This is a genomic window from Bacteroides sp. AF39-16AC, from assembly GCF_003602735.1.
Classification (GTDB): Bacteria; Bacteroidota; Bacteroidia; order Bacteroidales; family Bacteroidaceae; genus Bacteroides; species Bacteroides uniformis.
The window spans coordinates 291,790-305,779 of record NZ_QTLN01000003.1; the positions used below are offsets into that span (position 1 = coordinate 291,790).

9 protein-coding genes are annotated in these 13,990 nt (G+C 45.7%); 6 read left to right on the forward strand and 3 right to left on the reverse strand.

What is annotated here, in order from left to right:
• Nucleotides 1–280: 280 nt before the first annotated feature.
• From DW039_RS05005 to DW039_RS05015, 3 genes are all read left to right on the forward strand, one after another.
• A complete protein-coding gene (locus tag DW039_RS05005; RefSeq protein WP_243635015.1) occupies nucleotides 281–1,951 on the forward strand; it encodes a LuxR C-terminal-related transcriptional regulator in 1,671 nt (556 codons plus the stop codon).
• Between the two features lie 154 nt (nucleotides 1,952–2,105).
• Nucleotides 2,106–2,510, forward strand: a complete 405-nt coding sequence (locus tag DW039_RS05010) for a hypothetical protein (RefSeq protein ID WP_057281895.1) — start codon at nucleotides 2,106–2,108, stop codon at nucleotides 2,508–2,510.
• A 12-nt stretch (nucleotides 2,511–2,522) separates the two neighbouring features.
• Complete coding sequence (locus DW039_RS05015) at nucleotides 2,523–4,859, forward strand: TonB-dependent receptor (RefSeq protein WP_005833736.1); 2,337 nt, start codon at nucleotides 2,523–2,525, stop codon at nucleotides 4,857–4,859.
• A 149-nt stretch (nucleotides 4,860–5,008) separates the two neighbouring features.
• Here the strand turns inward: DW039_RS05015 and DW039_RS05020 are convergent, their stop codons facing one another.
• Nucleotides 5,009–5,869, reverse strand: coding sequence for a head GIN domain-containing protein (locus tag DW039_RS05020; protein WP_120381761.1), 861 nt, complete (start codon nucleotides 5,867–5,869; stop codon nucleotides 5,009–5,011).
• A gap of 287 nt (nucleotides 5,870–6,156) precedes the next feature.
• Here DW039_RS05020 and DW039_RS05025 point away from each other — a divergent pair, with 287 nt between their 5' ends.
• Nucleotides 6,157–6,861: a SprT family zinc-dependent metalloprotease gene (locus DW039_RS05025; RefSeq protein ID WP_034522882.1), complete on the forward strand. Its 705-nt coding sequence runs from the start codon at nucleotides 6,157–6,159 to the stop codon at nucleotides 6,859–6,861.
• Between the two features lie 90 nt (nucleotides 6,862–6,951).
• Nucleotides 6,952–7,389 carry a hypothetical protein gene (locus tag DW039_RS05030; RefSeq protein WP_008662017.1) on the forward strand — a complete coding sequence of 146 codons (438 nt, stop codon included), beginning with the start codon at nucleotides 6,952–6,954 and terminating at the stop codon, nucleotides 7,387–7,389.
• 22 nt (nucleotides 7,390–7,411) lie between these two features.
• Here the strand turns inward: DW039_RS05030 and DW039_RS05035 are convergent, their stop codons facing one another.
• A complete protein-coding gene (locus DW039_RS05035) occupies nucleotides 7,412–7,810 on the reverse strand; it encodes a hypothetical protein (RefSeq protein WP_005833728.1) in 399 nt (132 codons plus the stop codon).
• A 138-nt stretch (nucleotides 7,811–7,948) separates the two neighbouring features.
• Here DW039_RS05035 and DW039_RS05040 point away from each other — a divergent pair, with 138 nt between their 5' ends.
• A complete protein-coding gene (locus tag DW039_RS05040) occupies nucleotides 7,949–9,637 on the forward strand; it encodes a PHB depolymerase family esterase (RefSeq protein WP_044468376.1) in 1,689 nt (562 codons plus the stop codon).
• 99 nt (nucleotides 9,638–9,736) lie between these two features.
• Here DW039_RS05040 and DW039_RS05045 read toward each other — a convergent pair whose 3' ends face one another.
• The gene (locus DW039_RS05045; RefSeq protein ID WP_120381762.1) at nucleotides 9,737–13,783 is read right to left on the reverse strand and encodes a hybrid sensor histidine kinase/response regulator transcription factor; all 4,047 of its coding nucleotides are present in this window, start codon (nucleotides 13,781–13,783) and stop codon (nucleotides 9,737–9,739) included.
• Between the last annotated feature and the right edge of the window lie 207 nt (nucleotides 13,784–13,990).

Here is a 13,990-nt window from a genome sequence, read left to right on the forward strand (position 1 = left end):
ATTTGCTTTTAAAATAACATTTTCATTTGCTTTAAACATAATAATAGTTAGTGTGCTTTATTAAAACAACTTGAGGCTGTGAAGTTTCAATTCTCTCAAAATCTTATAAAAACTAACTAAAATAGAAGGGACGCCGCGTGATGCAGCGTCCCTTTGTTGTTCTTGCCTGTGGGTTACAAGGCTTTTTATTTAAGGGAGTTATTATTTACAGTATATATAGTTTGGAGTCTGCCGTTTTTTTTCTCAACTTTACTCACTGCAAATATATACAATGGAGAAGATGAGAAACATACTATACATCTGTATTATGCTTTTAGGCATTATGTGCTTTGTAGGCTGTAATGACTGTCATGGCAACAAAAAACTTTTGGCGCAGACCGACTCTTTGTTGCAGAGCCGTCCGGACAGTGCGCTGAAGTTGCTTAATTCCATAGAAAAGGATGTCGGGTTTTCAGAAGCGGAGTGGATGCAGTTCGTTTGGAACTGTGCGCAGGCCCGCTACCGTATGGGTATGTCATTGGCGGAAGATTCGCTGCTTCCTGAAGCGATACACTACTATCGTGAGCGGAAAGACTCTTCCCGTATGCTTGATGGCTACCTGCTTGAAGCCTCCTATTATAAATGGATGAAGCAGGAGGAGCGCATGGATGAAGCGATTGAGAATGGCTTGGACTATGCCATAGCCCGGAAAGACACCTTCTGGCTTCTTCTTTTTTATCGGGGAAAGGCAGAGGTGGCTTATCAGAGAAATGATCACTCCCAGGTGATAGAGCTGATGGAAAAGATATTGCAATACGCTGATAAACTGTCTGTCCGAGAACGTAGTTCCGTATTCTATAACTTAGGACTTAATATGGCGTTGATTAACCATCCTTCTTCTTCTGATTATTTTGAACGGAGCATCGATATGGCATTGGCGGCAGCCGATACGGCTTCGGCTTGTCACTATATGAGGAACTATGCCACAGCGCTTGCCAATAACCGCGAATACGTCAAATCCAATGACCTCCTGCGCCGTGTCAAACGTCTGATGCCGGCAGTGGGTAACCATGTGATGCTGCAAATTACCTTTGCCGAAAACTTTCTCAACCTTCATCAGCTTGATTCTGCCCGTTACTACTGGAACCAGGCATGGGCCAATGAACAGAATCACGGAGGAGATAAAGCCGAAGGCTTCTCCGTACGCAGTGCATTGGTACAGCTGAAAACCGTTCTGGACTATACTTCCGGTACACCTTTGGATATTATCACCTTCGGCAGGTTTGCCGACTCCGTCAGAGTTGAGATGAGGGACCAGAACAGTGTAATAGAGCAACAGCTGGAGACCAAGAACAATCTTCAGCGGTTGAACTACGAGCTGATAATCAAGCGGCAAAAGACGCGGATGTATTCTGTACTGGTTGCCGTTCTGCTTGTCGGGGTGCTGCTGTCCTTGAGTTTCTATATCCGCAACAGAAGGAAACGCCTTGCCGAAGCCGAAGAACGTATTGATACACTGACCCGTCTACTGGAAGATGCCCAGAAGGCATCGGATAACCAAGAGGAGAATAGCGACGCTTTCTTCAAGAAGTTGCTTCTGCAGCAGCTGGGTATCATACGGCTTGTTGCCAATACACCTACCTCACAGAACCAGGCATTGCTGAAACTTATCTCGGGCATCAGCAATAAGGAGATTCCGGTGGAAGGACTGCTTGCCTGGGCGGACCTTTATCCGGTAATCGATAGACTATACGACGGATTCTACTCCCGCATGGTGGAAAGATTCGGACAACTCTTATCCGATAAGGAAGTGCAGATATGCTGCTTGCTCTGTGCAGGTTTCTCCACCAAAGAAATCGGAGTGGTGACCCAACAGACAAGTGCGACCATCTACGTGCGTAAAACTTCCATCCGAAAGAAGATAAATGCAGGCGAAAAGCAGGATATTGTGGAGTGCATAAGAGTCATTTAGACCGGAAGAAGTCGGATTAAGACTTTTATAATATATTGTTGTTGATAATCAGAACTTTAAGTATTGAGTGTTAAGACTTTTAATAGTGCGATTTAGTAGGAGTTAAGCGACTTTTCGCCTTAACTTTGCATCAAATCAAAAAACAAAAAGTCTTATGAAAAGTACATTCAGAACAATGACAATCGTAGCGTGTTTTGCACTTGTATCTCTTACTTCATGTTACTTCCCCGGAAGCGACCAGTATAAAATAAAGTCGGCAACTAAGGAATATGTTAAGTCGCAGTTAGGTGAAGGTGAGAAATTCCGTTACGGATACCTGGAGCGTAAGTGCGGTCGTAACGTAGACGGCAAATTTTGCAAGTATGCCGAAGTGCACTATGAGGTAATAAACGCGTCGGGCGAAATTTCAGAGAAAATGCTCTTTCTGCTGATGTCGGAACATTGCGATTCCGTATTGGATATCTCGGAGGAGAGAGACAAGGAGTGGACCAATAAAGAATCTCTTTCGTCAGAAGAGATAAAGGCAATCATCGAGTCAGCTTTAAAAGACAAACTCTAAACGCCGACATTTATGAAAAAGATTCTTGTTATAGCTATCATATACCTATTGGGTAGCTTTGCCGCAGCGGCGCAAACAGTGAAAGTGAACGGTACGGTAATAGACGAGCAGAACCGGCCGGTGGAATTTGTCAATGTAGCCCTGATTTCCTTACCCGACTCTTCATTCGTTACGGGAAGCACTACGAATGGAAAAGGTAAATTCATTCTGAAAACCGCCACCGGTTCAGATTTCCTGCTGAAATTCTCCTACATCGGTTATATCGACGAGCAGATTGTCATCAAGAACCCCCAAGGCACTGTAGAGATGGGGGATATCATCTTGAAAGAACAGTCGGTAGCGCTGGACGAGGTGGTGATATCGGGCAGCAATATCACGCAGAAAGTAGACCGCATGGTTGTAGTACCTACCGCCACTGCCATGAAGAATTCCTACAATCCCTACGACCTGATGCTGAACCTTGCCATTCCGCACTTGAAGGTGGATGCTCTTGGCAAAGGCCTGGAAGCCAATGGCGGTAGTGTACAGACACGTATCAACGGTATTGTGGCTACCTCCACCGAAGTGGCAGCCCTCCTGCCCAAGGAGATTGTAAGAATAGAATTCATTGAAAATCCGGGAGAGCGCTATGGCGACAGCAGCCTGGGGGCTGTGGTAGACATCATTGTCCGCCGCCGCGAAACGGGCGGACTGGTCAATATACAAGCCACTAATGCTCCCCACATATTGTTTAGCGAGGACAATGTGGTGGCCAAGTTCAATCATAAAAAGTCACAATGGGGATTGTTCTATAACTTGTCTGCCCGTAACTTCAAGAAAACGTATACGGATATAGATGAGACATATGTGTTGGAAAATAAGACGATACATCGTGTGCAGGAGGGGCTTCACGACCAAAACAAGCACTTTACCCACAATATCGACCTCTCTTACAATCTGACGGAGCAGGATAAGTACGTATTCAACGTCGTGTTCCGCAACAGTATCTATGATGCTCCCTCTCTGAACCAGTCGAACAAGCTGTATGATGCTGCGGATGCCGATAACTATATCTTCTCCGGACTGAAGAACAAGCAGTCCGGCTACACTCCTTCGCTCGACCTTTATTACCAGCGTACATTACCGAAGAATCAGATGCTTACGATGAGCGTGACCGGTACGCTGATGCACACCGACAATAACAGGCTCTACCACGAATATACTCCTCAAGCCGAAGACCTGGCGATGCTTGAAACCGATGTGACGGGAAACAAGCGTTCCATCATCGGTGAAGCCATCTACGACAAGCGTTTCAAGTCCCTCGTATTCAGTTCCGGATTGCGGCACTACCGGATGTATGCCAGGAACGAGTATGCAGGCTCCTCACCCGTCGTTTCGGAAATGAACCAGGCAAAGACAGCGGCGTTTGCCGAGGTGCAGGGAAATATCAAGAAAGTGAGTTATGGTGTGAGTGCCGGATTGACCCGCTCTTATTTCAAGGAAGGAGGGGAGGAACATACCTATTACACCTTTACCCCCACTGTCCGTCTGAACTTCTCGCCGCACAAGAACGGCAACATCAACTATCGGTTCAATGTCGAACCCAAGATTCCTTCGCTCAGTGCGTTGACCAATGTGGAGCAGGCGATAGATACCATCCAGATAGTACGCGGCAATCCGGCATTGGAGACTTACAGTGTCTTTAACAATACGTTGAACTACTCCTATATGAAGCAGAAGTTCGTCTTCATGCTGAATGTGACACATGGCTATCACAAGAATATCATCATGGAGAGTGTGTTTGCCGAGGGAGACAAGTTGGTTTCGATGAGCGAGAACCAGCGTTCTGCACAGTTTCTGCGCTTTGGCCCTTCTTTCACATTCCGCGGACTGAACATTGGTAGTCTGAAGAATTTCCTGACGCTGAGTATAGATGGTGGATTTACACGTTACTGGTCTAACGGCAATACCTATACCCATACGTATAATGACTTCTATTACAATCTGGTTGCCGTGTTCAATTATAAGCAGTTCTCTCTGTTGGGACAATTCAGTAAAAGGGCGAACGAACTGATGGGCGAAACGATTTATAAGGGCGAGAATCAGACTGCCATTCTGGCCACTTATACCCACAAGCGCCTGCAGCTGGGGGTAGGGATGATGTTCCCGTTCACCAACAACTACAAGACGGGTAAGGAACGGGTAAGCAAAGTGGCACCCTATACCTCGTGGAGCCATGCGAAAGAGATAGGACAGATGGCGGTTATCAAGCTGAGTTATAACTTCGAGTTCGGCAAGCGTTACAAATCATCCGACAGACGCATCAATAACAGCGACAATGAGTCGGGTATTCTGAATGTAGATAAATGATAGTTGTTCCCGTGCTTCGGAGATGTGGGGCGTACAAAAAACGAAGGACTTCCTCGCGGGAGTCCTTCGTCATCTTTATAGGTGATTATTTGAGAGAGAATTTAGTTTAGGCTTATAATTATTAATCTTAAAGTCTATATTTTCCAATGTTAGAGCTTATACAGTCCTTTCTTCGGATAATCCAGTTCCGGATTGCCCTTGTAGCCTACACAGCCACTTCCGCTGGTGCGTACTTTCAGGAAATCTGTGGCATGGCACTTGATGTCGCCTGAACCGGCAACACTGGCGGATGCTTTCTTGGCAACGAAATCGGAAGCAAACAAATCACCCGAACCTGCCACACTGTATTCAGCTTCTTGGGTGCTGCCACTCAGGATAGCGGTGCCCGAACCGGCAACGGATGCTTTGGTGAAGTTGGCCGTTACGTTGTTCAGCTTCATGTCACCTGAACCTGCAACGGATACTTGGAGGTCATTGCAAGTGATGTCGCTGCTGTTGATGTCTCCCGAGCCTGCGATGGAAATATCGAGGTCTATGCAGGAGATGTTGTTTCCACTGATGTCACCCGAACCGGCTACGGAAATTTTGAGGTTGTCCGTCTTCAGTCCGTTTTTCAGTTCCACGTCTCCCGAACCTGCCACGGCAATGCCGTTCAACTTTTCTGCGGACACACGTACTTCCAGTTTATTGTAGGATACGCTGACATTCTTCTTGAAGCCGATGTAGAGAGTATTGTCCTTGACACGGATATCCAGTAAGTCTACAATGTTGTCCGAGGTGTATACTTCCACTGTCGGTTTGCCGGACTTCTGCGTGTAGGTCACGTCGGGGCTGCCGGCTACACTCAGCTTGGTGAAGTTGTTCACTTTTATGTCTTTGGTTACATAGTTCTTGCTTGCCTTGACCGTCTTGCTGCCGAAGCCTCCGGAACGGTATGTGTGTTGTTGTGAACAAGCGGTTGTACTGAATGCCAATAAGGCGATTGCGATAAATGTTGTTAGAGCTTTCATATTTTTTTGTTTTTTGTGATTCAGTATTTATTAGTTAGACGTGATTTGCCTTGAAAAAGTTGCATGTAGAAATGCTTTTTTCAAAGGACGCTCGGTCATCATACTTTAATCAATTATTGTGCCACAAGTGTAAGTCGCTGATAACTAAAGTGTAATAACTTTTACATAGTGTTCATTATCGGACACTCCGTCCGCTTTTGTCAGGTGTTTGCTTGCTTTTTTGGACGATTCTTTGTTCATTTGCAAAGCCTCTTCCCCGCCCCTTCCTACGGGAGAGGCTTTGATTTATGACAGTAAACCGCATTATAGAAGATAAAGAGCTAGGTCCTTTGTTTGTCCGGGTCAATGCCCGGGCACGGCGTCTCACTTTCCGTACAAAGGAGGATGGAATTCACGTGACCGTGCCTCCCCGGACTTCTCTTGCCGAGGTAGAGAATGCCATCGAGCAGCTTCGTTCGCGTTTGAGGGCTGCCAGACAGAAGCAGGTCAGAAAGCTGATTGATTTGGATTACCGCATTGATACGGAGTTCTTCAAGCTGACGTTGGTCGGCGGACAACGGGAACGGTTCTTGTCCCGTTCCGAGTTGGGAGAAATGCAGATAATCTGTCCGCCGGATGCGGATTTCTCGGATGAGAATCTGCAGGCTTGGCTACGTAAGGTGATTGAGGAGGCTTTGCGACGGAATGCAAAGATTATTCTTCCTCCCCGCCTGTATATGCTTTCCATGCAACATAACCTTCCTTACAAGAGTGTGAAGATTAATTCCAGTAGCGGGCGTTGGGGAAGCTGTTCCACGCGTGGCAATATCAATCTGTCCTATTACCTGGTACTTCTTCCCAAACATCTGATAGACTATGTGTTGCTGCACGAACTGGCGCATACCCGCGAGATGAATCACGGGAAACGTTTCTGGGCTTTGCTCGACCGGATGACTGATGGAAGGGCTCAGGCATTGAGAACAGAACTCCGGAAATACAAAACGGAGATATAGCGGTCTGCCTCTTCTATCACGTTTGAAAGGTATCTCAGAAAGTTAATACCGGTATGGATAATGCGAGATTATTAACAGAAGCAAAATGTCATGTTTGATTATAAAGAAATAGAACGAACAATCAAAGATAACCATCTTCCATTTCAGGAAATAGGAGATGTCGATAAAGAGATTTTAATACAACGGTTATATGACACATTTGTAATTGGAAATCTTCGTGCATTATGGCTGAAATTTAAATATGTGCCATATAGTATAGATTGTAACATGGAAGATCCTTATTTTCATCTATTGGATATAATTGACAAAAATATCGTTTTCTATTTTTTTATTGATTATTGGAACAGGGATTTTATCGTTTATAAAGCAAGAATGTCTGATATACATATATTTATCGGCGACTGTGAGGGGCTTGACGAATATTACTTGGTAACAGAGGATTTTATGGAACTGTATAGTATAACAGACCATGATGATTTGCTTTATATTGATGTAAGAAAAAATAAAATGAAAGTTGATAACGTCTGACAACACTCCTTGCTGAGCTTTTTTATTCCTGCGCCAGTTGTTTTACCTCTTCTCCTTCCTTCTCGAACCGGTATTCTCCTCCTTTTTCGCTAAGCTCAAACAGGGAAAGCTTCTCGGTTGCATTGTTCACAATCATCAGTGCGCTTTGTTCGGCAAAGCGTTTCACCTCGAGGATGAAAGGTTCTTCCGTCATGGTGCGGTTCACCAGCAGGCTGTCGTTGATGAAGATGGAGGTGGAGTCTCCGGCAAAGCCTTTCGTCAGTGTGATGGTATAGGTTTCGATGAAGTTGCGGTTTTCCGCTTTCTGTTGTTGCAGCCTCATGCTCATGTAGACAAAGATGACGACTACGAAAATCACGGCAAAGGCAAGGATGCCGTTGCCTACCATAAACTGTTTGTTGGTATTAAGACGATGTGCCATATACGGTTGGTTTTAAGAAACACTGCAAATGTAATGAATAAAATTGAACCGGAGGATAAACATTTGAACAAATAGGAAAGAATGCTTTGAGGGCAATTCGCTAATATTGCGGTCGTAAAACAAATTGTTAAAGATACTATGAAACTGAATTTCATTTTTGGGCTCTTGTTTTCTGTAGTTGCATTGCAGATGAAAGGGGCTGGTGGAACCCCTGAAGGGCTTCCTCCGTTTGTTCGTTTTCCTGGGTTGGAGCAGGAAGTTTACATTACGCGTGATACGTGCAAAAGTGTAGAGGGACGTTTTCCCGGCTTCTCCCCTTTTTTCGTGATTTATCCGGACAAGCCGTGCGATGCTTCCGAAGCGGCGGCGTTGACGGATGAATTGGGTATTGCGTCCTATGCGCACACCTATTCGGGGACGGTCTGTGTGATGAACCCCTTGGGAAAGGAGTATGATGCGGTGAAGGATTTGGAAGCTTATAAGAATTTCCTGAACAAGATGCGTGTTTTTACTAATCTGAAGATAATCGGTATAGGTAAGGGGGCGACGTTCGTTAATAGAACCATTGCCGGACATGCGGGTGCTGTTGCCGGTATCGTATCGCTGAATGGCCGACCGGCCAAGACGGCTGAGGGTGCCGCCCCCGTTCCTGCTTTTATTGCCGGAACACACAGTCGGCAGGTAGCGGCAGCCTATATCTTGCAGAATCAGGCGGAACCGGTGCGGAAAGAAGACGGGTTGGCTTGTTATGCCAACCGGCAGGAGCCTCTACAGCAGGTTGTGGTGAGTGCAAACAAGTACATTTCCCTGAAAGAAGCTTTTGCGGAAGCTTGGAAGACTTTGCTTTGCAAGAACTACCGTTTCAACAATTACGAACATACTTGGTACACGGGAGCTCAATTCGACCAATATGGTACGTATGAGCTGGAGCCGTATATCATGCCCGAAGATTGGGGAATCACTCGTCGTGTGATGAAGAAAGACCTTATCGGTACAGGCGATTTCCTATGGTATGAATTCCATCCGGAAGCTACTTTGAAGGCAGAAAAGGCTTCTGTGCCGTTGTTGCTTTTGCTGCATGGCAACAACAATGATCCGCGTACACAGGCTGAGACATCCGGCTTCATTGAGTTGGCGGTTGAGGAGAACTTCATTGTTGCCGAATTGGAGTGGCAGGGCAACGGTTATGCTCCTATGGGGTTGGACGGCATCGAGCAGGTGGTGTATCATCTGTTGAAGACCTATCCGCAGATAGACCCTTCGCGGGTATATGCCGAAGGGCTTTCGGCAGGAGCCGCCACGGCTACGGGACTTGGTATACGCAAGTCGCACGTATTTGCCGCTGTGGGTGCCCAATCGGCTGGGCTGACCCCCGACCGGTATATGTTCGGTTACAGTGGCGAAGCCCTGATGAACGAGGCGGTGCAGAAACGGGGCAGTGTGGAGACCGCTTATTTCTCTGTGACGGGTACGGACGACGAAGTCGTGCCTTTTGTAAACGAAAACAATTGGCGCACCAATGCCTTCTTCTGTGCCTGGACTGCCTATCAGACCATGAACGGCATGGAGGTGAGCAGCCGGCCTGACTTTTCCAAAGATGCCACCTTCGGCATAGCACTAAAGGATAGGGAAGTGATTTCCACCAACAAGCGCGTCACGATGGAAGCGGGAGTACTTTACAAGGGAGACATTCCGCTGATTAAAGTTGTGGCTGTGAATGACTACGGTCATTGGAACTTCAAGCCTGATGCACGGTTGATGTGGGATTTCATGAAACAATTCTCCCGCGACCCGCGGACGAAGAAACTGGTTTATGGCAAGCGATGATTGGCGGCTTTTATCAGAAGTAATCTCTATACAGGCCACGGCTCTTTCTTTTAAGGGAATTAGAGGGAGCCGTGGGTGCTGGTAAGGGACATACAAGGTTTATTGATACTCACTCGGATTTATGCCGAATTGCTTTTTAAAGCAGGTAGAGAAGTGGGGAAGGGTATTGAAACCGGTCATGTCCGCTATTTCGGAGATGGTATAGGTTCCTTCCTTGATTAGTTCGGCTGCGCGGTTCAGTTTATAAGTCCTGAAGAAGACACTTGGATTCTTGCCGGTTAATCCCTTCACCTTGTAGTAAAATTTGGTACGGGAGATTTTGAGTAATTCGGCCATCCGCGTGATGTCCAGTTCGGGGTTATCCAGTTCATTTTCCATTAGTTTATACAGTTCTGCCATGAAAGCCTCGTCTTTTGGGGCAAGGGCAAGTTCTTTCATCCGGCTTGTCCGGGTATTGTTCGTCAGGAAACTGCGCATTTTATCACGGTTCGTCAATAGTGATTCAATCAGGGCCAGCAAGTAAGCCGGTTCAAAAGGTTTGGGCACGTATGCGTCAGCTCCGGTATGCAATCCTTCTATCTGGTTTTCCACGGTGGATTTGGCGGTTACCAGAATGACGGGTATATGACAGAATTGTAGGTTTGCTTTAATCTCCTTGCAAAGCTGGTAACCGTCTTTGTCCGGCATCAGTACATCGCTCAGTATTAAATCTGGGGCTTCATCTGTAATGGTTTGGAAGATATTGGTGGAATTGAGTCGGCTGATGATGTGATAATGCGGGGTCAGCAGAATCTGCAGATAGTGCATGATGGCCGGGTCATCGTCTATTATCAGTATTGTTTTTGGACTTGTTTTGCCTTCATGGGTAGCATCCGGTTCTGTTTTCGCAGGTTCTATGGAAGTATTGTCTATGAGTTTTTTTTTGCCATAGAACCGTTCCTCTTTTGTGTACGAGAAATCGTCTGCGGGCAGAATCAGGATAAACATGGCTCCGTTCCCTTCTTTCCGGTTTGCTGCTTTCAGGTATCCGTGGTGCAACCGGGCAAGGCTGCGAGCATAATAAAGCCCGATGCCGGTTCCCCAATTATAAGTCCCTTTGTTGTCTTTTATCTGATAGAACCGCTCAAAGATTTTTTCCAACTGTTCTTCCGGAATGTTTTCTCCGGTGTTGGTTACGGAAATCCGGATATACCGGACGCTTTTGTCTTGTTCTGTCAGGCAGAAGAACTCCTCGGCTTCTTGGCGTGTGACGATGGCGAACGAGATTTCTATTTCACCTCCTGTAGGAGTAAACTTCATGGCATTGGAAAGCAGATTGCTCAGTATTTTCTCTACTTTGTCTTCATCGGCCCAATAGAGGATGTCATGGTGTAATCCCTGAATGCTAAGGGTTATATTCTTGCTTTGGGCATTGATGTTGAAGAAACTGATGATTCGTTTGATGGTGGAGGTAAGGTTGGTCTGTTGAACCTCCAGTCCCAGATTGTCGTTGTCTAATTTGTTGAAATCGAGCAATTGGTTGACTAACTGGAGCATCCGCAGAATACCGTCTTGCAGAACATTCAGTAGTTCCCGGTTAGGCACTGTATTGGTGGGGGCGGCACACAGTTGTCTGATGGAACCCAACATCGTGGTCAGTGGTGTCCGGAACTCGTGGGATATGTTGGTAAAATAGCTCATGTATGTCTTATTCATTTTCTGCTCTTGTGCTTTTTCTTGTTCGGCACGGCAGGCGGTTTCTTTCTCGATTCTTACGCGCCGCCAACTGTGTATAAGTGTACCGGCTATTCCGATGATTGCCAGAGCATATGCACATCTTGCCCACCAGGTATTCCAAGGAGCAGGTTTGACGATGATGCGCAACTGTTTTTCTTCTCCGATTATGCTTTGGTCTTCATTGGTGATTTTTACTTTGAACATATAGGTTCCTGTGGGAAGGTTGGCATAATAAGCTTCCCGGTTGGTGTGTGCATTTATCCAGTAGCGGTCAATGCCTTCCAATTGGTAGTGATAGTGTATTCGTTCGTATTCACTATAATCCAATGCGGCAAATGATATGCTGAAGCTGGTCTGGCTATGTTTCAGATATACGTCCGGTTGGTAGGAGAGGTCCTTGTCGATGATTGCATTCTTTCCGGGATATACAAGCTTGTTATGAATCTTCAGATTCTCGAACGTCAGGGGAACATCGTATTTGAAAGGAGTTTCCACCGGATTGAAGAATGTCATTCCGTGAGTGCCGCCGAATACTAAGGTTCCGTTTGAAAGTCGGCAGGATGCACGGTCGTAGAATTGATTGCCGCCGATACCGTCGCTTGCATAGTAGTTGCTGATTTGATTGGTCCGGCGCTCATATTTACTTAATCCGTATAATGTGGATATCCATAGGTTCCCTTGTATATCTTCTTCGATGCTGCAAATCTCTGTGCAGCCAATGCCGGATATGGGAGATAATTTATGATTCTGCGAAGTATATCGTAAAAGACCGTTATGGGAGGTTCCAATCCAGATATCTCCTTGGCTGTCTTCGTATAATACGGAAGGGATAAATTTAGAACGGCGTATGCAGGCCAGGCTGTCTGCCCTCGAGATGTCCGGTATCCGGATTTTCCATGTATCCGGATTTATTGAACGAATCTTGTTGGCAAAGGAGGCAATCCATACTTCTCCATTGGAGAGGGGACGTAGGGTAGGAGTAAAGGTGAAAAATGACTGGGGATAAAGTGATACGGGTGTGAATACCTTTTCACCTTTTTTCAGGGCATATATTGCCTGGCTGAAGCTGCCTGCCCATATTGTTCCGTTACGGTCTTGCGTTATGCACAGTACGGAAGGGACGGAAAAAATACTCGTTGCTTTTAATTGATTAGACTCGAGCACGCATTTTATGACTTGATTGGTATTGGTGGCAAGCCAGATGTGCCGGTCTTTGTCGTGATAGATGTGTCTGACAATTATATTTTCTGTGTTTTGTGCAGGTAGGATTCTACTGATATTCACAGCTTCTATATGCTTGGTATTCAGGTTGTAGATATACATTCCGTCTTTCAGGGTGGATATATACAAGTTGCAGGAGTCGGCATCGAGGGCTATGATGGATTTTTGATGGAAGAACGAACGCAGATAATTGTTGCTGTTGAAACGCTCCTTATAATGATAGCGTACGGTATAGCCTTGGTCCGGCGAGCCTATCCACAGATTCTTGTGCGAGTCGGTGTACATGCATTTGATGCCATGTTGCGGGACTTCAAATGGAAATCCGTTTTCCTTTTCATGTATGACGGTGTTTTCTATGTGGTTGTAAAGGAACGTATGCTTTTGCGTGCAAATCAGTAGCCTGTTCTTGTCGTACGGGTGTATATAGGTGATGGCGGCTTTCGATAAGATGGGATGATTACTTATTGCTTCGGGAGTCGTTTTGAATCTTTTGCTTTCGGTATCGAATATGAAGAGTCGGTTCTTGCTTGCCAGCCATAGGGAGGTATGGTTGTGCATGTAAGAGTAGGTAATCTTCTGCGGCATGGGTATGGAGTCTGTCAGTTGCATGTTTCGGGAGTCGTAGCATCGGATGGATACGGGGTTGACGGCCCACAGACAGTTGTTGTTATCTATGTAGCAGGTCTGTTTATAGGTCTTGTCCGGGTCAAAGTTGATGAAAATACGGTTGAAAGTGTCTGTTTCAGGGTTATAGACGCAGAGATGTACCACCATGTTTAGGAAGATTTTTCCATCCTTGCTTTCTATGAACTGATGTCCGTTCCTATTGTTATAGGGCACGTTTATGGGTATCTGGCAGAAGTTGTCTTGGTCGGTATATCGGCATGTTCCGTTGGTTGTCGCTATCCATAAGCGTTTGCGTGAGTCCATGAAAATATCCTGGATTCTATCTCCGGGCAGTTGCAGTGAGTCGTTGGAACTGTAATATTGCCGGTATTCGTGTGCGTTGAATCTGTTCAGTCCTCGTGTGGTTCCTATCCAGATATAGCCTTGCGCGTCTTCTTGGAAATCCGTAATGTTTTGGTTGGAAATGGTTGCCGAAATTCTATAAACATCCTGTTTTTCCGCTTCTGCTTTGGCGGTTGTCGGTTGGCACGAAGACACCGCTATTGCAGATAAAGCTATGAGGGAAAGAATGATTTTTTTCATATATGAAGTGTATTAAGGTATGTTCCGCGGAGAGTGTTTTTTTACAATGGAGCAGACAAAAGTAGAAAGAAAATAAGTAGGTGATATTTGCTGTAACAGTGATTTTTCCGCTTGGAATATGCTGTATGGCATGTTTTGAACATATTGATAATCTTTTGAACGTACAAGAAACAATATCTGAACATATAGGAAATGTTTTTGTATTTT

Excerpts from the sequence above, each read along its gene's own strand:
- DW039_RS05005 (WP_243635015.1), top strand. The coding sequence starts at position 281 with ATGAGAAACATACTATACATCTGTATTATGCTTTTAGGCATTATGTGC.
- DW039_RS05010 (WP_057281895.1), top strand. The coding sequence starts at position 2,106 with ATGAAAAGTACATTCAGAACAATGACAATCGTAGCGTGTTTTGCACTT.
- DW039_RS05015 (WP_005833736.1), top strand. The coding sequence starts at position 2,523 with ATGAAAAAGATTCTTGTTATAGCTATCATATACCTATTGGGTAGCTTT.
- DW039_RS05020 (WP_120381761.1), bottom strand. The coding sequence starts at position 5,869 with ATGAAAGCTCTAACAACATTTATCGCAATCGCCTTATTGGCATTCAGT.
- DW039_RS05025 (WP_034522882.1), top strand. The coding sequence starts at position 6,157 with ATGACAGTAAACCGCATTATAGAAGATAAAGAGCTAGGTCCTTTGTTT.
- DW039_RS05030 (WP_008662017.1), top strand. The coding sequence starts at position 6,952 with ATGTTTGATTATAAAGAAATAGAACGAACAATCAAAGATAACCATCTT.
- DW039_RS05035 (WP_005833728.1), bottom strand. The coding sequence starts at position 7,810 with ATGGCACATCGTCTTAATACCAACAAACAGTTTATGGTAGGCAACGGC.
- DW039_RS05040 (WP_044468376.1), top strand. The coding sequence starts at position 7,949 with ATGAAACTGAATTTCATTTTTGGGCTCTTGTTTTCTGTAGTTGCATTG.
- DW039_RS05045 (WP_120381762.1), bottom strand. The coding sequence starts at position 13,783 with ATGAAAAAAATCATTCTTTCCCTCATAGCTTTATCTGCAATAGCGGTG.